General features: G+C 66.2%; 22 protein-coding genes and 1 pseudogene. 18 read left to right on the top strand and 5 right to left on the bottom strand.

Features of this window, described 5'->3' with window-relative positions:
* Positions 1–162: 162 nt before the first annotated feature.
* Positions 163–1,218, top strand: a complete 1,056-nt coding sequence (locus tag NFH98_RS02925; protein ID WP_222515670.1) for a CNNM domain-containing protein — start codon at positions 163–165, stop codon at positions 1,216–1,218.
* Between the two features lie 118 nt (positions 1,219–1,336).
* Positions 1,337–2,182, top strand: a complete 846-nt coding sequence (locus NFH98_RS02920) for an ABC transporter substrate-binding protein (protein WP_222515671.1) — start codon at positions 1,337–1,339, stop codon at positions 2,180–2,182.
* A gap of 125 nt (positions 2,183–2,307) precedes the next feature.
* Here NFH98_RS02920 and NFH98_RS02915 read toward each other — a convergent pair whose 3' ends face one another.
* The gene (locus tag NFH98_RS02915; RefSeq protein WP_349622188.1) at positions 2,308–3,123 is read right to left on the bottom strand and encodes an inositol monophosphatase family protein; all 816 of its coding nucleotides are present in this window, start codon (positions 3,121–3,123) and stop codon (positions 2,308–2,310) included.
* 243 nt (positions 3,124–3,366) lie between these two features.
* On the opposite strand from NFH98_RS02915, the gene NFH98_RS02910 reads away from it, so the two are divergent.
* The 14 genes and pseudogenes from NFH98_RS02910 to der all read left to right on the top strand — a co-directional run bounded on the left by NFH98_RS02910 (position 3,367) and on the right by der (position 17,239).
* Entirely contained in the window at positions 3,367–4,221 is an 855-nt protein-coding gene (locus NFH98_RS02910) for an RNA methyltransferase (RefSeq protein WP_349622187.1), read from the top strand.
* Positions 4,222–4,412: 191 nt separating this feature from the next.
* Positions 4,413–5,213, top strand: a pseudogene (gene cysE, locus NFH98_RS02905) (serine O-acetyltransferase); the annotation flags it as partial.
* Between the two features lie 353 nt (positions 5,214–5,566).
* Complete coding sequence (locus NFH98_RS02900) at positions 5,567–6,037, top strand: Rrf2 family transcriptional regulator (protein ID WP_045992750.1); 471 nt, start codon at positions 5,567–5,569, stop codon at positions 6,035–6,037.
* Between the two features lie 41 nt (positions 6,038–6,078).
* Positions 6,079–7,239 (top strand): aminotransferase class V-fold PLP-dependent enzyme, encoded by a 1,161-nt coding sequence (locus NFH98_RS02895; RefSeq protein ID WP_213228215.1) that lies wholly within the window; start codon positions 6,079–6,081, stop codon positions 7,237–7,239.
* Positions 7,240–7,364: 125 nt separating this feature from the next.
* Complete coding sequence (locus tag NFH98_RS02890) at positions 7,365–7,691, top strand: HesB/IscA family protein (protein ID WP_045992748.1); 327 nt, start codon at positions 7,365–7,367, stop codon at positions 7,689–7,691.
* Between the two features lie 208 nt (positions 7,692–7,899).
* Positions 7,900–8,325: a nucleoside-diphosphate kinase gene (gene ndk, locus NFH98_RS02885; RefSeq protein ID WP_045992747.1), complete on the top strand. Its 426-nt coding sequence runs from the start codon at positions 7,900–7,902 to the stop codon at positions 8,323–8,325.
* Between the two features lie 100 nt (positions 8,326–8,425).
* Entirely contained in the window at positions 8,426–9,553 is a 1,128-nt protein-coding gene (gene rlmN / locus NFH98_RS02880; RefSeq protein ID WP_108131248.1) for a dual-specificity RNA methyltransferase RlmN, read from the top strand.
* A gap of 120 nt (positions 9,554–9,673) precedes the next feature.
* A complete protein-coding gene (pilW, locus tag NFH98_RS02875; protein ID WP_052704343.1) occupies positions 9,674–10,411 on the top strand; it encodes a type IV pilus biogenesis/stability protein PilW in 738 nt (245 codons plus the stop codon).
* A gap of 31 nt (positions 10,412–10,442) precedes the next feature.
* Positions 10,443–11,522, top strand: coding sequence for a helix-turn-helix domain-containing protein (locus NFH98_RS02870; protein ID WP_253029249.1), 1,080 nt, complete (start codon positions 10,443–10,445; stop codon positions 11,520–11,522).
* A 9-nt stretch (positions 11,523–11,531) separates the two neighbouring features.
* Positions 11,532–12,644, top strand: a complete 1,113-nt coding sequence (ispG, locus tag NFH98_RS02865; RefSeq protein WP_045992780.1) for a flavodoxin-dependent (E)-4-hydroxy-3-methylbut-2-enyl-diphosphate synthase — start codon at positions 11,532–11,534, stop codon at positions 12,642–12,644.
* A gap of 60 nt (positions 12,645–12,704) precedes the next feature.
* Positions 12,705–13,988: a histidine--tRNA ligase gene (gene hisS, locus NFH98_RS02860; RefSeq protein WP_261395062.1), complete on the top strand. Its 1,284-nt coding sequence runs from the start codon at positions 12,705–12,707 to the stop codon at positions 13,986–13,988.
* A 28-nt stretch (positions 13,989–14,016) separates the two neighbouring features.
* Positions 14,017–14,676 carry a YfgM family protein gene (locus NFH98_RS02855; RefSeq protein ID WP_045992744.1) on the top strand — a complete coding sequence of 220 codons (660 nt, stop codon included), beginning with the start codon at positions 14,017–14,019 and terminating at the stop codon, positions 14,674–14,676.
* The gene (bamB, locus tag NFH98_RS02850; protein ID WP_045992743.1) at positions 14,673–15,839 is read left to right on the top strand and encodes an outer membrane protein assembly factor BamB; all 1,167 of its coding nucleotides are present in this window, start codon (positions 14,673–14,675) and stop codon (positions 15,837–15,839) included. The genes NFH98_RS02855 and bamB overlap by 4 nt, the downstream gene beginning before the upstream one ends.
* The gene (der, locus tag NFH98_RS02845) at positions 15,836–17,239 is read left to right on the top strand and encodes a ribosome biogenesis GTPase Der (RefSeq protein ID WP_045992742.1); all 1,404 of its coding nucleotides are present in this window, start codon (positions 15,836–15,838) and stop codon (positions 17,237–17,239) included. Before bamB ends, der begins: the two co-directional genes overlap by 4 nt.
* Positions 17,240–17,405: 166 nt before the next feature.
* On the opposite strand, the gene NFH98_RS02840 is transcribed toward der, so the two are convergent.
* On the bottom strand, positions 17,406–18,281 hold the full coding sequence (locus NFH98_RS02840; RefSeq protein WP_045992741.1) for an ATP-binding protein: 876 nt from the start codon (positions 18,279–18,281) through the stop codon (positions 17,406–17,408).
* Between the two features lie 339 nt (positions 18,282–18,620).
* Between NFH98_RS02840 and NFH98_RS02835 the strand changes: the two genes are divergently transcribed.
* Positions 18,621–19,424: a M48 family metallopeptidase gene (locus tag NFH98_RS02835; protein WP_349622186.1), complete on the top strand. Its 804-nt coding sequence runs from the start codon at positions 18,621–18,623 to the stop codon at positions 19,422–19,424.
* A 134-nt stretch (positions 19,425–19,558) separates the two neighbouring features.
* Positions 19,559–19,831 (top strand): hypothetical protein, encoded by a 273-nt coding sequence (locus tag NFH98_RS02830; RefSeq protein WP_045992739.1) that lies wholly within the window; start codon positions 19,559–19,561, stop codon positions 19,829–19,831.
* Between the two features lie 142 nt (positions 19,832–19,973).
* On the opposite strand, the gene aroE is transcribed toward NFH98_RS02830, so the two are convergent.
* The 3 genes from aroE to tsaC all read right to left on the bottom strand — a co-directional run bounded on the left by aroE (position 19,974) and on the right by tsaC (position 22,427).
* Positions 19,974–20,795 (bottom strand): shikimate dehydrogenase, encoded by an 822-nt coding sequence (gene aroE, locus NFH98_RS02825; RefSeq protein WP_045992778.1) that lies wholly within the window; start codon positions 20,793–20,795, stop codon positions 19,974–19,976.
* Between the two features lie 56 nt (positions 20,796–20,851).
* On the bottom strand, positions 20,852–21,784 hold the full coding sequence (gene hemF / locus NFH98_RS02820; protein ID WP_124804919.1) for an oxygen-dependent coproporphyrinogen oxidase: 933 nt from the start codon (positions 21,782–21,784) through the stop codon (positions 20,852–20,854).
* Positions 21,785–21,866: 82 nt separating this feature from the next.
* A complete protein-coding gene (gene tsaC / locus NFH98_RS02815) occupies positions 21,867–22,427 on the bottom strand; it encodes an L-threonylcarbamoyladenylate synthase type 1 TsaC (RefSeq protein ID WP_045992737.1) in 561 nt (186 codons plus the stop codon).
* Positions 22,428–22,590: the final 163 nt, after the last annotated feature.

The raw sequence follows: 22,590 nt of genomic DNA, 5'->3' as shown, positions 1-22,590 counted from the left end.
GGCGAGCCGGCACCGCTGTCGGCGGCCTCTCAGTTCACTTCGAAAACCATGCAGCAACGCGAGATAGGTCGTTTCTTTCCAGAAAATGCCCCCCGTCACTTGCCCTGGCCAGCGCCCCCTTTCATGCTTGTCATCCACCCCATTAAAACGTGACGAGGCCGCATGTTCCTGCTGATCGCCTTTGCCGTACTGTCCATCGGCGCCTCCTTCCTGTGTTCGGTACTGGAAGCGGCCATCCTGTCGCTGACACCGAGCTATATCGCCCAGGTCCAGGAGACCAACGAGCCGCTGCACAAGAAGCTGAACGCCCTCAAGCGGGATATCGATCGCCCGCTGGCGGCTATCCTGACGCTCAACACCATCGCCCACACCGTTGGCGCCACCGGCGTCGGCGCCCAGGTCGCGGTGGTCTTCGGCGAGGCCTGGCTGGGCGTCGCCTCGGCGGTGATGACGCTGGCCATCCTGATCCTCTCGGAGATCATCCCCAAGACCATCGGCGCCACCTTCTGGCGCCAGCTGTCGCCCTGGCTGCCGCCCATCCTCAACACCCTGATCCTGCTCCTCAAGCCATTCATCTGGATGTCCGAACAGATCACCCAGCGCATCGGCGGCAATGCCGCCGACACCGACATGCGTGGCGAGATCAAGGCGCTGGCACGTATCGGCCTGGACGAGAAGGCACTGGACCAGGACGAAGCCAGAACCATCACCAACATCCTCAACCTGCACGAGATCAAGATCAGCAAGGTGATGACGCCAAGAACCGTGTGCGTCACGGTGCGCCCATCGATGACCGTGGCCCAGTTCGAGCAGGAACTGGTGCGCTCGCCGTTCACCCGCTTTCCGGTGATGGACGGCGGCGAGCAGGCCATCGGCTATGTGCACAAGGCCGACGCCTACCAGGCGGATGAATCCGTGGACATGAAAGAGATCATGCAGGACGCCCCCTCGGTACAGGCCGACGACAGCGTCGAGCACGTCTTCACCATGATGCTCAGGGATCGTCAGCATCTGGCGGTGGTGTATGACGACCACGGTACCTGGGTGGGGCTGATCACCATGGAGGACGTGATCGAGACGGTGCTCGGCCAGGATATCGTCGACGAGACCGACAACGTCACCAATATGCGCAAGTACGCCAAGCAGCGCTGGACCCAGCGTCGACAAGGCAGGTCAGCCAAGACAGACTCCGGCGACCCGGCCAGCCAGGGTTCCTGAACCCCGGCGCCAGGGAGCGTTCGCCAGTACGCAACGCAACGTAGCACGGCGACGCTCCCCCTTTGCCCGAGCATTTGCGATAACATCTCCATTGAAAATGATTATCAATGGAGAAAGCATGTACAAGCCTCTCGCCATCGCCGCCCTGCTCAGCGTCACTGCCCAGGCCTGGGCGCAACCGGTGCCGGAAAGGGTCGTCGCCCTCGACTACGCGGCCCTGGACATCCTCGACAACCTGGCGCAGCGCGAGCGTATCGCAGGTGTCGCCCAGGCAACGCTTCCCGACTATCTGTCCGACTATGCCGACGACGCCTTCACCGACGTGGGCACCCTCAAGGTCGCCGACATGGAGGCCCTTGAGTCACTGTCACCCGATGCCATCCTGATCAGCGGGCGTCTGGAAGCCGAACGCGAAAATCTGGAAGCTCTTGCCCCGGTCTACGCCGTGGCGACCGAGGGCGAGGACGCCTGGGACCAGCTCGAACATCGGGTCGACGATCTGGCTGCGCTGTTCGATGCACAGCAAGCGGGTGAGCAGGCGCTTGCGGACCTGCGCCAGTCGCTCGATCAGCAATTGGCCGAGATCAGCGGGACGCCCAAGGTACTGGTGGTCGTCCACAACGACGGAAAGCTTATCGTCCAGCACAACGCCGTCGTGCATGACCTGATGGGACTGGCCTCGCCCGAACTTCCCGAAAACGTCGAGAGCGTGACGCGTGGTGAGCGTACCTTCACGCCGCTGACGCCGGCGCAGATCGCCGCCACCCAGCCCGACCTGGTGTGGGTGGTGGACCGCAGCGCCGCCATCGGCCAGACGCCTCTCGATGTCGAGGCGCTGACGCAGGCCATCGGTGACGATCTGGCGATCGCCGTCGGCTCGCCGCGACTCTGGTATCTGGCCGGCCAGGGCCTGGACAGCACCCGCCTCCAGGTCGAAGAGGTGGTGGCCGCGCTGGCGCCCTGACCAGGGTCACACCGAACTCACTGCACCAACAACGAATGACGCCCCCGCGGCCAGGCCGCGGGGGCGTTGCTGTGACGGCGTCACGATCACCGCTCGCTCGCGCGAGCGGTGCCGAATCAGTCCTCTTAGGGCTGACTGGGCGCGGTATGCACGTGGGGCGCAAGCTGCTTGATCAACGCCTTGAACAGGCGCGGGTTGGCGGCCATCAGGGCGCCTTCGATACGCACCGAGGGCTGGCCATCCGGGGTGCCGATCAAGGCACCGGACTCCTTGAGCAGCAGCGAACCGATGTCCAGGTCCTGCTCCTCGACTCCCAGCACGAAGGCGGCGTCGGCACGACCGGCGGCCAGACGGGCCATGTCGAGCAGGCCACAGGCGCTGGCTTGAAGCTGTTCGGCCTGGGGGCCGAGCTGCTGCACCAGGGTCAGGTAGGTCGGCAGAAAACGCGAGCGCAGGTAGGTATCGGGAAGCCCCAGCGACAGGCGGGCGCCAGCGGCGCTCTTGATCTTGGACACACGCAGACGCTTGCCATTGAGCTGGGCGCCACGGCCACGGCTGGCAAGGTATTCGTCATCGCTGAAGGGGCAGATCACCACCGCGTGCTCCGGGCGGCCCTTGATCAGACATACCACGGACAGGGCGAACTCAGGGGACGCCACACTCAGGTTCGAGTAACCGTGGAAGGGTTCGATGCGCCACAGGATATCCGCGCCTTCGCCTTCACCGGCACGGTGGGGCGTGTAGCGACCGACGACCCCGTGCTGGGGATAACCGCGGGTCAGCTGGCGGGTAATCAGGGATTCGGCGTTGCGAGCCGTGTCCTCGAGCAGACGGTCGAGGTTGTGCTCGTCGTGGGCATTCTCGATTCGTTCGCGAATGCGCAGAAACTGTTCGCCGGCGCTGCGGGCAGCGCGCAGGGCGTACTGGACCATCGGATGCATGATCGGGCCTTGGGAGTCGGTGGTGTTAAAGAACGGAGTCGACGTGGGTAACTGACTCGGCGCGAATCCTAGCAGACCACGGGCATGAATGCCACGCACTTCGCCCCAGCGCGCATCTACCCATGCTAGACTGGCGCCCCTGGCGCTGCCGACCGGTCCGCCATCAGCGCCCTTGCATCGGTCATTGAATAGACCACTGCACCAACCACCGCATCAACCCGCCGCGTCGTTACAGGATCTTCCATGCTCGAGCGCATTCGCATCGTTCTCATCGGCACCAGCCACCCCGGCAATATCGGCGCCACCGCCCGCGCCATGCACAATATGGGACTCGCCGATCTGGCCCTGGTCGCACCACGCTGCGAGGTCATCACCGCCGACAGTGTGTCCCGCGCCTCCGGGGCAGATGCCCTGGTCCACGACGCTCGGGTGGTCGACAGCCTCGAGCAGGCGGTCACCGACTGCACCCTGGTGGTGGGAGCCAGCGCGCGCTCGCGCACCTTGCCCTGGCCGATGATCACCCCGCGTGAGCTGGGCGAGCGTCTGCCCGCCGAGCTGGCCACGCCCGAGGCCCGCATCGCGCTGGTCTTCGGCCGCGAGGACAGCGGCCTGTCCAACGCCGAACTGCAACGCTGCCACGCCCACGTCCACATCCCCACCAATCCCGACTTCAGCTCGCTGAACCTGGCCGCGGCGGTGCAGGTGCTGGCCTACGAATGCCGCCTTGCCTGGCTGGCCCAGGCCCAGACCCAGACCCAGACCCAGACCCAGAATAAGCCAGGCCCGGCACAGGACGATGAGGAAGAAGCGCAGCCACTGGCCAGCCACGAGGAGCTGGAGCACTATTTCGCTCATCTGGAACGCGCGCTGATCACCATCGGCTTCCACGACCCGGCGAAGCCTCGCCAATTGATGGCCAGGCTGCGCCGAGTGATCCTGCGCTCGCGCCCCGAACGCATGGAGCTCAACATCCTGCGTGGCATCCTCAGCGCCACCGAGAAGGCCGCAGGCGGCCAGGCGCTGGGCGCCCGCGCCAACGAGCCGGAATTACAGCGGGAACATGACACGCACCAGGGCCAGAAGCCGGCCCAGGACTAGCCCGAACCGACAACAGAACCAACAGCAGAACCAACAGCAGGATCAGCGCCAGGCCGGCGGCTCTGGAGCGACACGGCGTCCACCTTCGAGCCGCTGAGCTTAACCAGATCACTGACTCGACAGGTGGCAGGCTTGAATGGCCCACCACCAGCCCCCACTATGATTCTCTTGACCGACTCAGGGACCGCCGCATGTTTCAACGCCTACGCGAAGACATCAACAGCGTATTTGCCAGGGATCCGGCGGCGCGCAACTTTCTTGAAGTCCTGACCAACTATCCTGGCCTTCACGCATTGCTGCTGCACCGGATCTCCCACCAGCTGTGGAAGCGCAATCTCAAATGGATCGCGCGTACCCTGTCGACGCTGGGCCGCTGGTTCACCGGCATCGAGATCCACCCCGGCGCCACCATCGGCCGGCGCTTCTTCATCGACCACGGCATGGGCGTGGTGATCGGCGAGACCACCATCGTCGGCGACGATGTCACCCTCTACCAGGGCGTGACCCTGGGCGGCACCAGCTGGAACAAGGGCAAGCGTCACCCGACCCTGGAGGACGGCGTGATCGTCGGTGCCGGCGCCAAGATTCTCGGCCCCTTCACCGTCGGCGCTGGCGCCAAGGTCGGCTCCAACGCGGTGGTCACCAAGGAAGTCCCGGCCGGCGCCACCGTGGTCGGCATCCCCGGCAAGATCGTCCAGCGCCGCGACCCGGACAGCGACCCGGGCCTCGAGGTCGACCCGGCCCGTCGCGAGGCGATGTGCCAGAAATTCGGCTTCGACGCCTACGGCATGAGCCAGGACATGCCCGACCCGGTGGCCAAGTCGATGCAGGCCATGCTCGACCATATGCACGCGGTGGATGAACGCATCAGCGGCATGTGCAAGACCCTGAGGCAACTGGACCACAGCTACCGCGACGGCCAGATGCCGGAGATTCGCGACGAGGACTTTGCCGAGATACTGGAAGACGTCGACCGCGCCTGCGCGCCGGTGATCGGGCGTGACGCCAACGCCGATATCCTGGGCTCCGACACCGCCACCAGCGGCACCGAAAGCGCCAGCGGCAATGAAGACGTCGGGCCAGGCACCTCCGACCCAGGCACCTCCGACCAAGGCACCTCCGACCCAGGCACCACCGACAAGGACAGTGCCGGCGGCAGCGAGACGGCCAATGACGCCGAGCACGGGGCCGAGCGGGAAGACGAGGCGACGACGGCACGGCGCCAATAGTTGACCACGACACTCGGTCTTTCCCATAATATCGCTTTGATCCAAGCGTCGTCGGCTACCGACCACGCCCACACTTTCCGGACCGCCGACCCATGTCGGCGTCGAGGGTTCGCCCCATGCGCCTGACCACCAAGGGACGCTACGCTGTCACCGCCATGCTCGACATGGCGGTCAACGCCGACCAGGGCCCGATCTGCCTGGCCGACATCGCCCGGCGTCAGCAGATCTCGCTGTCCTACCTCGAGCAGCTGTTCGCCCGCCTGCGGCGCGCCGGCCTGGTCGACAGCGTGCGCGGGCCAGGCGGTGGCTACCTGCTGGCGGAGCCGGCAGCGTCCATCTCGGTGGCCCGGGTCATCGATGCGGTCAAGGAGTCGGTGGACACCACCCGCTGTGGCGGTCTGTCCGACTGCCAGAAGGGCGACACCTGCCTGACCCATCACCTGTGGTTCGAGCTGTCCGAGCGCATCCAGGACTTCCTCGACGGCGTCACCCTGGGCGAGCTGGCCGAGCGCCAGGAGATCGCCGAGATCGCCGGGCGTCAGCGCCGTCGCCAGCACAACGACGACATTGTGACCTCGGCGCCCTGAGCTAGACTTTCGCCCCTCTGCCCGCCAACGATGACATCGCCATGACTTCACCCGTCTATCTCGACTACGCCGCTACCACCCCGGTCGACCCCCGTGTCGCCGAGGTCATGAGTCGGCATCTGACCCTCGAGGGCACCTTCGCCAACCCGGCGTCGCGCAGCCATATGCCCGGCTGGCTGGCCGAGCAGGCGGTGGAAAACGGCCGGCGCCAGGTCGCCGACCTGATCAAGGCCGACCCGCGAGAGATCGTCTGGACCAGCGGCGCCACCGAGGCGGACAATCTGGCCATTACCGGCTTCCTCAGGGCCAACCGCGACAAGGGCCGCCACCTGGTCACCTCCATCATCGAGCACAAGGCGGTCATCGATACCGCCAAGGCGGCAGAGCGAGAGGGCTTTGACGTCACCTGGCTGACGCCCCAGGCCGACGGAAGCGTCAGCCCTGGCCAGCTGGCCGAGGCCATGCGCCCCGACACCGTGCTGGTATCGCTGATGGCGGTGAACAACGAACTCGGCACCATCAATGACATCGCCGCCCTGGCCGAGGTGGCCCATGACCACGGCGCCATGATCCACGTCGACGCGGCCCAGGCGGTGGGCCGCATCGACCTCGACGTGGGGCGAAGCAAGGTCGACATGATGTCGCTGTCCGGCCACAAGGCCTACGGCCCCAAGGGCATCGGCGCGCTCTATGTGCGGCGTAGCCCCGATCTTCGTCTCGAGGCGCTGATCCACGGCGGCGGCCACGAACGCAGCATGCGTTCCGGCACCCTGGCGACCCACCAGATCGCCGGCATGGGCGAGGCCTTCGCGCTGGCGGCGAACGAAGGCGAGGCCGATCAGGCACGTATCCAGAGCCTGCGGGATCGCCTGCTCGAGGCCATCGCCGATCTCGACGGCGTGCACTGCAACACCCGCCTCGAGGCCTCGGTGCCCAACATCATCAACCTCGGCTTCGAGGGCGTCGACGGCGAGTCGCTGCTGATGGCGCTGCGCGACATCGCCCTGTCGACCGGGTCGGCGTGCAACTCGGCCAGCGTCGAACCGTCCTACGTGCTCCAGGGCATCGGGGTGCCGCGCCGCCTGGCGCTGGCCTCGCTGCGCCTGAGCATCGGACGCTTCACCAGCGAAGACGACATCGACCGCGCAGGCCAGGCCCTGCGCACCGCGCTGATTGGCCTGCGCCAGCGCGCCATGCCGTGAGGCCTGAGCCCCGCGCCATGCCTTGAGACATGCCTTGAGAACATCACCCTTCGACAGGCAGCGCACGACAGAGACAGTTTCGGTGACTGCCGCCCAGGCGGCAGCGCCCGACCCAGGAGAATGATATGGCACACCTGAAGATCACCCCCGCCGCGGCCGACCAGATCCGCCGCGTGCTCGACGAGCGAGGCCAGGGGCTTGGACTGCGGGTCTCGGTCAAGCCCAGCGGCTGCTCCGGCTACAGCTACGTCCTCGACTTCGCCGACGACGTCCAGGCCGACGATGCCCTGTTCGAGGAACACGACGCTCGGGTCTATGTCGCCCCGGAAGCGCTCGAGATGCTCGACGGCAGCGAGGTCGACTACGTCAACGAGGGGCTGAACCGGTTCTTCCGCTTCAACAATCCCAACGTCAAGGACGAGTGCGGCTGTGGCGAGAGCTTTACCGTCTGAATTCGCCGTGATCGCGACAGGACTCGCTGGCGCCGCGACGAACAATTGTGTTCAAGGCGCCACGAGGACGCTATAATCTGCGCTCTTCGGCGCAACACGCCGCATCGCTTCGTTTTCCCGCGTCGCGCCGCCCCGGTCCCCGGGGCGGCGCGACGCCATCTACCTGGCATCCATGCCCACTTCCTGGGCCCAACTACTGGAGAGTTTCATGGCTACAGAGCGCACTCTGTCCATCATCAAGCCCGACGCCGTCGCCAAGAATGTCATCGGCGAGATCATCACGCGCTTCGAGAAGGCCGAACTGAAGGTCGTCGCCGCCAAGATGGTTCACCTGTCCCAGGAGCAGGCCGAAGGCTTCTACGCCGAGCACAAGGAACGCCCCTTCTTCGGCGACCTGGTGTCCTTCATGACCTCTGGTCCGGTCGTGGTGCAGGTGCTGGAAGGTGACAACGCCATCGCCAAGAACCGCGAGCTGATGGGCGCCACCAACCCGAAGGAAGCCGACGCCGGCACCATCCGCGCCGACTTCGCCTCCTCCATCGACGCCAATGCCGTCCACGGCTCCGACTCCCCCGAGTCCGCCGAGCGCGAAGTGAGCTACTTCTTCGGCGCAGACGAGATCTGCCCGCGCTAAGGGCGTCGGGGTCCGACCCTCGTGATTGCGGCCCCATCGGTGAACGGATGCCCCTGGCATCCGTTCGCTCCTTTCTGCCCACCGACCCGCTGAACCTGCCATGACCACCACCGCTGCTCCCCAACGCGTCAACCTGCTCGGCATGACCCGAGAAGAGATGGAAGCCTTCTTCCTCTCCATCGGCGAGAAGAAGTTCCGTGCCGCCCAGGTGATGAAATGGATTCACCACGAAGGCGTCGACGATTTCGCCGCCATGACCAACCTGTCCAAGGCGCTGCGCGCACGCCTCGAGGAAACCGCCGAGGTACGCGGTCCCAAGGTCGTCTATGAAGGCGCCTCCAAGGACGGGACGCGCAAGTGGGTAGTGGAGGTCGAGGACGGCAGCTACGTCGAAACCGTGCTTATCCCCGCCGACAACGGCAAGCGCCGCACCCTGTGTGTGTCATCCCAGGTCGGCTGCTCGCTGGACTGCAGTTTCTGCTCCACCGGCAAGCAAGGCTTTCAGCGTAACCTCACCAGCGCCGAGATCATCGGCCAGGTATGGGTCGCCTCCAACAGTGGCGGCTCACGCAAGGACAGCGCCAATCGTCCGGTCACCAACGTGGTGATGATGGGCATGGGCGAACCCTTGATGAACTACGACAACGTCGTGCCGGCGATGAAGCTGATGCTCGACGATCAGGGTTACGGCCTGTCGAAACGCCGTGTCACCCTGTCCACCTCCGGGGTGGTACCGATGCTCGACCGCCTGGGCGACGAACTCGACGTCAGCCTGGCGATCTCGCTGCACGCCGCCAATGATGCGCTGCGCAGCGAACTGGTACCGCTCAACCGCAAGTACAACATCCGCTCACTGCTGGACGCCTGCCACCGTTATCTGGCCAAGTGCGATGACACCCGCCAGGTCACCATCGAATACACGGTGATCAAGGACGTCAACGACCAGCAGGAGCATGCCCGTGAACTGGCGGAACTGTTGAAGGAACTGCCCTGCAAGATCAACCTGATCCCCTTCAACCCCTTCCCCCATTCCGGCTACGAGAAGCCCTCCCGCAACCAGGTGATGCGCTTCCAGCGCTGGCTCTACGAACTGGGTCATACCGCGCCGATCCGTTCGACCCGGGGCGATGACATCGACGCCGCCTGCGGCCAGCTGGTAGGACGGGTCAAGGATCGTACGCGTCGTCACGAACGCTACATTCAGTCGATCCAGATCGACGCCGACTGACCCTGCCGTCTTGACTTCATTCCGGCACGGCGCTTTGATATTCGGGCCTTTTCCTGCCCACGGGCGGGTGTCGCCAGACGCCTTCCCGCCACGGCCAAGCAGCGGGAGTACGACAACGCCATGACGTGCCAGGCAGACAGCTCAAGCGCCGGCCTGCGCGGCCTGGTCATCGGACTGGCCATCGCGCTCCCCCTGACGCTGACGCTTGCCGGCTGCGCCGTCGCCGTGCCCCAGTCCGACGAGTCCCCCGCCGTCGCCTATCGCAACCTCGGCGAAGCCTACCTGCGCCAGGGCAACCTTCCCCGCGCCACGGCGGCACTCGATCGCGCCGTCTCGCTCGATCCCGATGACGCCGCCGCGCTGCAGGCCCTGGCACTGATTCACCAACGCCAGGGGGAAGCGGCGCTGGCGGACGAGTTCTTTCGACGCGCCCTCGATGAAGACCCGAACTTCACCCGGGCACGCAACAATTACGCCGCCTTCCTGTATGATCGGGGGCAAACCGGTGAGGCCTGCGAGCAGCTTGAACAGGCCAGTCACGATATACACTATGCCCACCGGGCCCAGCTGTTTGCCAACCTGGGACGCTGCCGGTGGGAACTCGGCGAGGTCGAGACGGCCAGGGCGGCGCTGGAGCGATCCCAACGCATCGACTCGAGCCTGCCCGCGAGCCACTTGACCCTCGCCGAACTGGAATACGCACAGGGCAACCTTATGCGCGCCCGATCACAGTTGGATCGCTTCGTGAGCCAGGCGGGATGGACCACCGCCGCCAGGCAGCTTGCCGCTAGCCTGGGAGACGCCGACACCGGCGCCCGGACATCGGCCGAACCCGACCAGCCTTCACGCGCGCTTTGATCACTGTTTACACGATGAAGGAAGCTCAGCCATGAGCGACAGTCAGTACACCGACTCCGAGGTCTCCTTGTCCAAAACGCCCTCCGGGGACGCCTCTCCCGGCGCCTTGCTGTGCCATGAACGAGAGAGCCAGGGGCTGACCCGCGAGGAAGTCGGGGCAGCCCTCAACCTCCGTCCCGCCGTGATCGAGGGGCTGGAGATCGACAACTACGATGAAGTGCCGGTGGTGACCTACCGACGCGGCTACCTGCGCAGCTACGCCCAGTTGCTCGGCGTCGATGTCGGCCGGGTGATGGCGCTGTATGAAGCGCGCATGGGCAACGAGGAAGTCGAGCGCAAGGTCACCCCGGTGTACATCAACAAGCCCCCCTCGCGCCTGGGCGCCTGGCTGTTTCGGCTGATGACCCTGGTGGTCATCGCCGGCCTGATCGGGCTGACCCTGATGTGGTGGCAGAGCCGTGGTGGCAGCGAGCCGCCCGAGGTCAGCGACAACGGCCCGGTCTCGGTGGACACCATCGACGGCAACGCCGCGGTCAGCGACGAGGGCACCGAGGGCGACGACAACCTGCCCCCGCTGCCCGCCGAGGACAGCGAGATGGGACTGGTCGATGGCGAGCAGGCCTCCGCCGACAGCGCTGCAGAAAGCGCCGGCGCCGAGCCTGGCGCCTCGACGCCGAGCACCGTGGCGGCCACCGAAGCGGCTGCCGCCGAAGCCAGCGAGCCCGCTGACGACAGCGCCAACGACAGCACCGACCAGGCTGCAAGCGCTGGTGCCGACGACGCCAGCGCCGAGCAGACAGCTAGCGCCGACGATGCACAGGGCACCGAGGATGAGGGCGCCGCCGAGGCCGCGCCGGCTGCCGACAGCCGTCGTATCCTCAAGCTGACCTTCAACGAGCAGTCCTGGACCGAGATCTTCGACAGCACCAATACCCGTGTCTTCGTCGGCCTGCAGTCACCGGGCACCGAAGCCACCGTGGAGGGCGAGCCGCCCTTCCGCATGACTGTCGGCAACGCCACCGGCGTGGAGTTGTTGTGGGGCGGAGAAACCGTCGACCTGCAACAGCGTGCCGGCAGAAACAATGTCGCCCGCTTTACCCTGGGAGAGTGATTGATCGCCATGCATTCGCACTCACCGATCAAAAGACGCCAGTCACGCCAGATTCATGTCGGTTCGGTACCGGTCGGGGGCGACGCTCCCATCTCGGTGCAGAGCATGACCAACACCGACACCCTGGACGTCGAGGCCACCCTTGGCCAGATTCGTGCCCTCGAACAGGCCGGCGCCGATATCGTGCGCGTCTCGGTGCCGACCATGGACGCCGCCGAGGCCTTCGGTCGCATCAAGCAGGGCACCCAGGTGCCGCTGGTGGCCGACATCCACTTCGACTACCGCATCGCCCTGCGCGTGGCTGAGCTCGGCGTCGACTGCCTGCGCATCAACCCCGGCAATATCGGCCGTGAAGACCGCGTCCAGGCGGTGGTCTCCGCCGCCCGTGACAACGGTATCCCGATCCGTATCGGCGTCAACGCCGGCTCGCTGGAGAAGGACCTGCAGAAGAAGTACGGGGAACCGACGCCGGCGGCCCTGGTCGAATCGGCGATGCGCCATATCGATCACCTGGATCGCCTCGACTTTCCCGACTTCAAGGTCAGCGTCAAGGCCTCCGACGTGTTCATGGCGGTGGCCGCCTACCGTGACCTGGCCTCACGCATCGAGCAGCCGCTGCACCTGGGTATCACCGAGGCAGGCGGTCTGCGTTCGGGCACCGTCAAGTCCTCCATCGGCCTTGGCATGCTGCTGATGGACGGTATCGGCGACACCATCCGGGTATCGCTGGCAGCGGATCCGGTCGAAGAGGTCAAGGTCGGCTTTGACATGCTCAAGAGCCTGCGCCTGCGGGCCAAGGGTATCAACTTCATCGCCTGCCCAAGCTGTTCGCGTCAGAACTTCGACGTCATCAGCACCATGAACGCCCTCGAAGAGCGCCTCGAGGATGTGATGACGCCGCTGGACGTGGCCGTCATCGGCTGCGTGGTCAACGGCCCCGGCGAGGCCAAGGAAGCCGATCTGGGTCTGACCGGCGGCACCCCGGCCAACCTCGTCTACATCGACGGCAAGCCCGCCAGCAAACTGCGCAATGACCACCTGGTCGACGATCTCGAGGCGCTGATTCGCCAGAAGGTCGCCGAGAAGGAAGCGACAGAACGCGACGTCATCGCTCGCCTGTAACGCTCTCGCCCGGTGAGGCCGGGCGAGGGCCGTGACTACGGCGAGACCAAGGAGCAAGTTTTGAGCAAGAAGATCCAGGCCATCCGTGGCATGAATGACCTGTTGCCCGACGCCTCGCCGGTGTGGCAGTACTTCGAGTCCCAGGTTCAGGCGCTGATGAAGCGCTACGGCTACAACGAGATCCGTACCCCTATCGTCGAGCAGACGGCCCTGTTCGCCCGCTCGATCGGCGAGGTCACCGACATCGTCGAGAAGGAGATGTACACCTTCGAGGACCGCAACGGCGACAGCCTGACCCTGCGCCCCGAGGGCACCGCCAGCGCGGTTCGCGCGGCGATGGAACATGGCCTTCTGTACAACCAGACCCAGCGGCTGTGGTACACCGGCCCGATGTTCCGCCACGAGCGCCCGCAGAAGGGCCGCTACCGTCAGTTCCATCAGGTCGGGGTCGAGACCTACGGCCTGGAAGGCCCGGACATCGACGCCGAAGTCATCTTGCTGTCGGCGCGTCTATGGAAGCAGCTCGGCCTGTTTGATCACGTCACCCTGGAGCTCAATTCGCTGGGCTCCAACGAGGCGCGCGCGGCCTACCGCGATACCCTGGTGGCCTACTTCGAGCAGCACCGCGAGGTCCTCGACGAGGACTCGCTGCGCCGCCTGACCAGCAACCCGCTGCGTATCCTCGACTCGAAGAATCCGGCCATGGCCGAGATGCTGAGCCAGGCGCCCCAGCTGATGGATCACCTGGATCAGGAGTCCCGCGAGCACTTCGAGGCGCTGACCGCGCGACTCGACGCCGCCGGCATCGACTACGTGATCAACCCGCGCCTGGTGCGCGGTCTCGACTACTACTGCCGCACCGTGTTCGAGTGGACCACCGACGCCCTCGGCAGCCAGGGCACCGTGTGCGCCGGCGGACGCTACGACGGTCTGGTCGAGCAGCTCGGCGGCAAGCCGACCCCGGCGGTGGGCTTCGCCATGGGCATCGAGCGTCTGATCCTGCTGCTCGAGACCCTGGACATCGTGCCGCAGGAGGCCCGCGCCCCGCTCGACGCCTACGTGCTGGGCATGGACGCCAGCACCGACGGCGACGCCATGGCCCTGGCCGAGCGCCTGCGCGATGAACTGCCGGCCCTTGGCGTGCAATTGCACTGTGGCGGCGGCAGCTTCAAGAGCCGCATCAAGAAGGCCGATCGCAGCGGTGCCCGCCTCGCCCTGCTGATCGGCGAAAACGAACGTGAAAACGGCCAGGTGGCGATCAAGTTCCTGCGTGACGACCGCGAACAACGCGTGGTCGAGCAAGCGTCCTTGGCCACCACCCTGACGAGCCTGCTGTCCGAGTGACGGCACGACCATTAGAAGGAGACCGCCCGTGGCGGAGCTGAGAACCGAAGAAGAACAGCTTGAGGCGATCAAGCGCTGGTGGAAGGAAAACGGCACCTCGCTGCTCGCCGGTGCGGTACTGGCCGCCGCTGGCGTGTTCGGCTGGAACGCCTGGCAGGACTACCAGCAGGGGCAGGCCGTGGCCGCCTCCAGCAGCTACCAGCAGCTTCTTGACCTGGCCAGCCGCGACAGCCTCGACGACGGGGCCCTGGCCCAGGCCCAGGGGCTGGTCGACACCCTGCAGGAAGACCACGACGGCACCCTGTACAGCGAGCTTGCGCTGCTGCTCGAGGCCCGCCTGGAGGTCGACGCAGGCGATGTCGAGGGCGCCCGCGAGTCGCTGGAGACCCTCATCGAGGGCAGCGACGATGGTTACCTGACCGGCCTCGCCCGCCTGCGCCTGGCGCGCCTGCAGAGCGCCGAGGGCAACCACGAGACCGCCCTTGCCACCCTCGACGGTGACATCCCCGAGGCCCTGGCCGCCCAGCGCGACAACGTGCGCGGCGACATCTACCACGCCACCGGCCAGCACGACCAGGCCGCCGAGGCCTGGCAGAGCGCCCAGTCACTGGCCGAAGAAAGCGGTCAGCCGCTCTACGGTATCTCGCTCAAGCTCGACGACCTCGGTGATCAGGAGGCCACCCTATGAAGACCCCGTTTAACCGAACCCGGATCGCCCTGGCGACCGCCGTCACCCTGACCGCCCTGCTGACCGGCTGCGCCAGCAAGTCCGAGCCCCAGTATCCGCCCAAGGAGCTCAAGGACTTCGCCGAGTCCACCCGGGTCGAAACCCGCTGGAGCGAAGGCGTGGGCGCAGGCCTGGGTGAGGCCACCTACCCCATCGAACCCGCCCTGGCCGGTTCCACCCTGTTCGCCGCCGACGAGGAAGGCCTGGTCGAGGCGTTCAACACCGCCAACGGCGACACCCAATGGGAAGCCGAACTGGATTCACCGATCTCCAGCGGTATCACCGCAGTGGACGGCGATCTGTTCCTCGCCACCCGCAATGGCGAGGTGGTCGCCCTCGACCAGCGCAATGGCCGGGTCAAGTGGCGTACCCGTGTGCCCAGCGAAGTGCTGGCCGCGCCCCAGCCGACCACCCAGCTGTTGATCGTGCAGGCGGTGGACGGCACCGTGACCGCCCTGGATCGCCTGTCCGGTGACCGCCAGTGGGTGTTCAGCGCCAATATGCCGTCGCTGACCCTGCGCAGCACCGGCACCCCCACCGCCATCGATCAGGTGACCTTCGCCGGCTTTGCCAACGGCCGTCTGTCGATCATCGACAACCGCTCGGGCCAGCAGATCTCCGAGCGCACCATCGCCGTGGCCACCGGCATGAATGACATCGACCGTCTGGTCGACCTGGCCGGCCAGCCGGTGCTGACTCCGGACGGCCGCCTGTTCGTGACCAGCTTCAATGGTCGCCTGGTGGCGCTCAACGCCCAGAGCGGCGAGACCCTGTGGTCGACGCCGTTGTCCAGCTACCACACCCCGGTGCTGGTGGGCGAGACGCTTTACGTGGTCGACGAGGCCAGCCGCCTGATCGCCTTCGACGCCAACAGCGGCAACGAGCTGTGGCGCCTGGAGGACCTCTACGGTCGCTCGGTGACCGCCCCGGCCTTCGCCGACGGCCGCATCGTGCTCGGCGACGCCGAAGGCTATGTGCACTTTATCGACGCCAGCAGCGGACGCCTGGTCGGCCGCACCCATATTGACGGCTCAGGCATCAGCGTGCGCCCTCTCACCGACGGCAAGCGCGTGTACGCCCTGGCCAATGACGGAAGCCTGGAGGCTCTGGACATCCGCCCATGACCCCCGTGATCGCACTGGTCGGCAGGCCCAATGTGGGCAAGTCGACCCTGTTCAACCGCCTGACCCGCTCTCGCGACGCCCTGGTGGCCGATTTCCCCGGCCTCACCCGGGATCGCAAGTACGGCAACGGTATGCTCGGCAACAAGGCCTACACCGTCATCGACACCGGCGGCATCAGCGGTGACGAGGAAGGCATCGACGCGGCCATGGCCGAACAGTCGCTGCAGGCCATCGACGAAGCCGACATCGTGCTGTTCCTGGTGGACGCGCGTGCCGGCCTCAATGTCGCCGACGAGGCCATCGCCAACCACCTGCGGGTCAACCAGAAGAAGACCTGGCTGGTGGTCAACAAGACCGACGGCCTCGAGGAACACTCGGCCATGGCCGACTTCTGGCAGCTCGGTCTCGGCGATCCCCGGCCCATCGCAGCGGCCCACGGCCGTAATGTCACCGCGCTGATCGACGAGGTGCTCTCGCCGTTCCCCGAGCGCGACATGGACATCCCCGCGGATACCGGCAGCAAGGGTATCCGGATCGGTGTCATCGGTCGTCCCAACGTGGGCAAGTCGACCCTGGTCAACCGCCTGCTGGGCGAGGACCGGGTGGTGGTATTCGACGAGGCCGGCACCACCCGCGACGCCATCGAGATCCCCTTCGAGCGTCGCGGCAAGCCCTACGTACTGGTCGATACCGCCGGCGTCCGGCGGCGCAAGAACGTCACCGAGGTGGCCGAGAAGTTCTCGATCATCAAGACCCTGGACGCGATCAAGGAGTGCCACGTCGCGATCATGGTGCTCGATGCCCGCACCGGCCTGGTGGAGCAGGATCTGCACCTGCTCGACTATGTGCTGACCTCGGGCCGCGCGCTGGTACTGGCGGTCAACAAGTGGGACGGCCTGGAAAGCGAGGCCAAGGACAAGATGCGCGCCGAGATCAAGCGCCGTCTGGGCTTCGCCGACTACGCCGAGCTGCACTTCATCTCGGCCTTGCACGGCACCGCCGTGGGCGACCTGTACCCGTCGCTGGAGCGCGCCTTCGCCTCCGCCAACAGCCACTGGTCGACCAACCGTCTGACCACGCTGCTGCAGGACGCCGTCGAGCAGCACCAGCCGCCGATGGTCCACGGCCGCCGGATCAAGCTGCGCATGGCCCACCAGGGCGGCAGCAATCCGCCGATCATCGTGGTCCACGGCAACCAGACCGACAAGCTGCCCGAAGCCTACAAGCGCTACCTGACCAACACCTTCCGCAAGGTGCTCAAGGTCCGTGGCACGCCGATGCGCTTCGAGTTCCGCTCCGGCAAGAACCCCTACGACCGTCTGGCCGAAGCCTCCGACAAGGAAAAGGCCAAGAAGCGCGAACTGGGGCGCACCAAGGAGGCGCGCAAGAGCCGCCGCTAAGCGTCACCGGCGTCACTCGCCGCTCTTTCGCCCCTGGTGTTGAACGACAACGAAACGCCCGGTCCCTCGCCAGAGGAACCGGGCGTTTTCGTGCACGCATGCTGCCGGATGTCGAGACCATGCCTCGCTCGCTGCTGAGCCTGGCCTGCAAGCCTGCGGCAGCGCCTCAGGCTTGCTCTGCCAGGCGACGAGCCCCTACCCAGTCCAGCGCAAACTGGTAGGCACAGCGGCCGCTGCGTCCGCCTCTCATGGTGGCAAAGCGGGTGGCCGCCACCGGCGCTTCGTCATCCCAGTCCTGCGGCTGGCCCAGGCGCTCGACCCAGTGGCGACAGGTATCGAGATAGGTCTCCCGGTTGAACGGATGAAACGCCAGCCACAACCCGAAGCGGTCGGACAGCGAGATCTTCTCCTCCACCGCATCGCCGTGGTGCAGCTCCTCGCCGTCCGGCGTCAGGTGGCTCTGCTGGTTGTCGCTCATATGCTCCGGCATCAGGTGGCGCCGGTTGGAGGTGGCGTAGATCAGCACGTTTTCCGGGGGGCCGGTCAGGGTGCCGTCGAGGACACTCTTGAGCGCCTTGTAGGCGTCGTCGGATCCTTCGAAGGACAGATCATCGCAGTACACCACGAAGCGCGCCGGTTCGTGACGCAACTGCTCCACCAGCAGCGGCAGTCCGGCCAGGTCGTGGCGGTCCACCTGGATCAGCCGCAGACCTTCGTCAGCCAAGGTGTTGAGCAGCGCGCGCACCATCGACGACTTGCCACTGCCACGAGAGCCCCACAGCAGCGCGTGATTGGCCGGCAGGCCACGCAGAAAGGCCCGCGTATTGGCCAGCAGCTCGCGCTTCTGGCGCTCCACCCCGACCAGGTCGTCCAGGCTCAGGGCATCCCGAGGCGGCACCGGCACCAGTTGCCCGCCGAGGGCGTGGCGCTGCCACAGCGCAGCGACGTCACGACGCCAGTCCACCGCAGGGCGGGGCTCGGGCAGCCAGGGTTCGACGCGATCGAGAAGGGCCAGCAGGCGCTGGGCGAGTTGAGTGTCCATCGGGGCAGGTGTCCTTGTAACGAATGATGGCCGCCGGTCAGGGTCTGTCGCTGGATAGCGACCGGCCGTGCACTACCTTTGCTGTTGACCCTTCCAGCAGTCCGGGTATCTTGGGCAACACTGTATAAATTGCTGCGCTCGATATCCAGGCCGCCGGCGGTGCTCGGGGTCCTCATTGACGGCCAGTCAACTCCGGCCCCTCCTCTCCGGCGGCAACCTGCCTATCATCGCTCGCAGTATTTATACAGCGCCCCCCGGCCCTTGCAGCGCGGGGACTGACTGGCACCGATTCTACACGCTCGGGCTCGACCCCGGCGGATCATGACAAGGAGACCCCCCATGCGCTGGATGAAGGCCGTGGGCGCCTGCGCCCTGATGGTTACCGTTGCTGCCTGTTCCACCTCACCCACTGGTCGCTCCCAGATGCTGTTGCTGGACGAACAGCAGCTCAGCCAGATGGGGGCCCAGGCCTTCGACCAGTACCAGCAGCAGCTGCCCACCGTGGACGGGCGCCAGCTCGAGTACGTGCAGTGCGTGACCCGCAACGTGGTCCAGGCGCTGCCGCAAGACCAGCGCAACCAGAACTGGCAGGTCAAGGTGTTCGAGTCCGAGGACGCCAACGCCTTTGCCCTGCCGGGCGGCTACGTGGGGGTCAACACCGGTCTGCTCGACGTCGCCACCAACCAGGACCAGCTGGCCACCGTCATCGGCCACGAGATCGCCCACGTGCTGGCCCATCACGCCAACGAGCGCGCCTCCACCGAAAGCGCGACCCAGCTTGGCATGTCGGTGGTCGGTACGGCCCTCGGCTCCCAGGGGGTCACCGGCAGCGATCAGTTGATGGCGGCCATGGGCATGGGCGCCCAGTACGGCATCCTGCTGCCGTTCTCGCGCAGTCACGAGAGTGAGGCCGACACCATCGGCCTGCAGCTGATGGCCGACGCCGGCTTCGATCCCCGCGCCAGCGTCCAGCTGTGGCAGAACATGAGCGCCGCCGGCGGCGGCCAGCCGCCGGAGTGGATGTCCACCCACCCGGCACACGGCAACCGTATCGCCGGGCTCGAGGCGGGCATGAACGACGCCATGGCCCGCTACGAGCAAGCCCAGGCCCGTGGCCTGACGCCCAGCTGCAAGGCATCCTGAACCAGAACAGCCCCTGCCCTGCAGCCTGTCACCAGGCCGCTGACAAGGGGGCATCTATCGCCGAGGCCTCTATTCCTGGAGGCCTCTATTCCTGGAGGCCTCGGCTCCTGTCACTTCCACGCTTCGTTGGTGCCATGAAACTCACCTCCACCAGGCTCGGCCTGATCCTGCTCGTCGTGCCCATTGTGGTGCTGTTGACCCTGTTTTTTGTGGAACTCGGCGATATCCGCCAGTGCGAACTGGTCGACCAGGGCCACTGGAACTACCTGGCCGGCCACTGTGGCGACACGCCGTCGCCCTTCGTTCCCTGGATCGTCCGCAGCCCCTGGCTGGTCAACGGCGGCCTGCTGGTGTCGGTGGTCGGGCTGGGGCTGTGCATGCTGGGGCTCTACCGTCGACGCGGCTGAAACGCGGCGCGCGGCTGCTGGCTGACGACCAGGGGCTGACGGCTCCTGACCGACGACAACGACGCCCAACGACAACGGCGCCCCATGGCAATGAGCCAGGGGCGCCGTTGTCGTTGCTGCCGATGTGTCCGCGAAAGTGGCTTCAGCCGGCGTCGAGCTCTGCTCGCAGCTTTCGATGCAGTGGGCCGGTATCCGGCGTGACGCCACGCCAGCGTTCAAAGGCCGCCGCCGCCTGTTCCACCAGCATGCCGAGACCATCGCTGGTGCTCGCCCCTCGCTCGGCCGACCAGGCCAGAAACACCGTCGGCTCGGCGCCGTACATCATGTCGTAGGCGACAGCCCCCTCGTTGAAGAGATCCTCCGGCAGCGGCGGCAGGTCCCCGGCAAGGCTTGCGCTGGTGCCGTTGATGACCAGGTCATAGCGCTCGTCGACGGCGTCGTAGCCGCCGCCCAACACGGGGCCCAGGTCGGCGAAATCCCGCGCCAGCGCCTCGGCCTTGGCGGCGGTGCGGTTGGCCAGCCGCAGCGAGGCGGGACGTCGCGACAGCAACGTTTCCAGCGCGCCGCGCACCGCGCCTCCGGCACCCAGCACCAGGATACGTGCACCCTCAAGCCTTACCTGCTGGCGCTCCAGGTCCGCCACCAGGCCAATACCATCGGTATTGTGGCCCTCGACGCTGCCATCGGCCTTGAGCGTCAGGGTGTTGACCGCCCCGGCCCGCTGCGCCTGTTCGCTCAGGCTGTCGCACAGCCGGTAGGCGTCTTCCTTGAACGGCACCGTCACATTGGCGCCGCGCCCGCCTTCGGCAACAAAGGCGCGCCAGGCTCCGCCGAAGTCCTCCAGTGGCGCCTCGATGGCGGTGTATTCCAGCGATTCACCGGTCTGCTCGGCAAAGGTGCTGTGGATCACCGGCGATTTCGAATGCCCCACCGGATTGCCGAACACACAGTAACGATCGTTCATCGGACGGTTAACCTCGCTCTTGACGTTGTCGTATGCCGCATTGTGACCGCTGACGGTCATCGCGCTTGGCTCGAGGCCTCTTCACCAAGCCAGTCCCGGGGCACCAGATAGGCATCCAGCGCCGCCTCGGGAGAGCCGGGCTGCGGCTGGTAGTCGTACTGCCAGCGCGCCAGCGGCGGCATCGACATCAGGATGGACTCGGTGCGACCGCCGCTCTGCAGGCCAAACAGGGTGCCACGGTCCCAGACCAGGTTGAATTCCACGTAGCGACCTCGCCGATACAGCTGGAATTCACGTTCGCGCTCGCCCCAGGGGGTATCGCGACGACGTTCCACGATGGGCAGATAGGCGTTCAGGAAGCCATCCCCTACCGCGCGCTGAAACGCGAAGCAGCGGTCGAAGCCCCCCTCGTTGAGGTCATCGAAGAACAGACCACCGACACCACGGGTCTCGCCTCGGTGCTTGAGGAAAAAGTAGTCGTCGCACCAGCGCTTGTAGCGGTCGTAGACGTCGTCACCGAACGGCTGGCACAGCTCATGGGCCACCCGGTGCCAGTGACAGGCGTCTTCAAACTGGGGGTAGTAGGGCGTCAGGTCAAAGCCGCCGCCAAACCACCATACCGGCGCCTCGCCCTCGGCACTGGCGATGAAGAAGCGCACATTGCCGTGGCTGGTGGGTACGTGGGGATTACGCGGATGCAGCACCCAGGACACCCCCACCGCCTGAAAGCCGCGCCCGGCGAGTTCCGGGCGTGCTGCGGTGGCCGCCGGGGGCAGGGTCGCGCCGTGAACGTGGGAGAAATTGACCCCGCCCTTTTCGAACAGCGCGCCTTCCTCGATGACCCGGGAACGGCCACCACCGCCTTCCTCACGCACCCAGTCGTCTTGATGGAAGCGCCCTTCGCCGTCGGCCTCGGCCAGGGCCTCGCACAGGCGATCCTGCAATTCCAGCAGGTAGCGTTTGACCTCTTCGAGATTGGGCTCGGACACGTCTGCTCCTGTTGTTGACTAAAAAGCGATGAGTAAAAGCGATGCGTAAAAAGGTGCGCCCAGGGCCAGGCCGAGAGCCATGTCAGTGGCGCAGGGTCTCGCGGCTTAGCAGGTCACGGATGGTGCTGGGGCGAGGATTGCCGCCCAACGCTCCCGGCACGACCGCGTCCAGCTCGTTGCCGAAGATGCGCCGAATGTCCGCTTCGCTCATGGCCGGCGCTTCTCCTGCCCGGTTGGCCGAGGTGGACACCAGCGGCCCGCCGAAGGCACGACACAGCGCCTGTACACCGGGATGATCGCTGACCCTCAGCGCCACCTTGTCGTGGCAGCCTCGTACCAGCGACGGGGTGCGACCATTGTCCGGCACCAGCCAGGTGTTGGGGCCCGGCCAGCTGGCGACAAGAGGCGCATGAAGGTCGGCGGGCAATCCTTCGAGCCAGGGAGCAAACTGCTCGATGGTGGCGGCGATCAGGATCACCCCCTTGGCCGGGTCACGGCGCTTCAGGCGTAACAGCCGGGTCAGCGCCTCTTCGTTGTCGGGATCGCAGCCCAGGCCCCAGACGGCCTCGGTGGGATAGGCAATGACACCGCCACGACGCAGGGCGTCGACGACGGGCACGAGGGAGGAATCGGAATCACTCATGGGGTCGTTATCTGAATCGGTACCGAATCGAAAGATCAGGGTAGGGAGTATCGTTGCGCCATGCTAGCACGGCGTCGGGACTTGCGTCGCACGCCGCTGTCGCCGCCGACGTAGGCGATCCGCCCATTCCCCCACGGCCATTGGCACCCTGTTCGGCCGGGCC

Origin of the sequence: Halomonas sp. H33-56 (assembly GCF_040147035.1) — a bacterium.
In the GTDB taxonomy this organism is placed as follows: domain Bacteria; phylum Pseudomonadota; class Gammaproteobacteria; order Pseudomonadales; family Halomonadaceae; genus Halomonas; species Halomonas litopenaei.
This window is presented reverse-complemented; position numbering and strand designations above follow the sequence as displayed.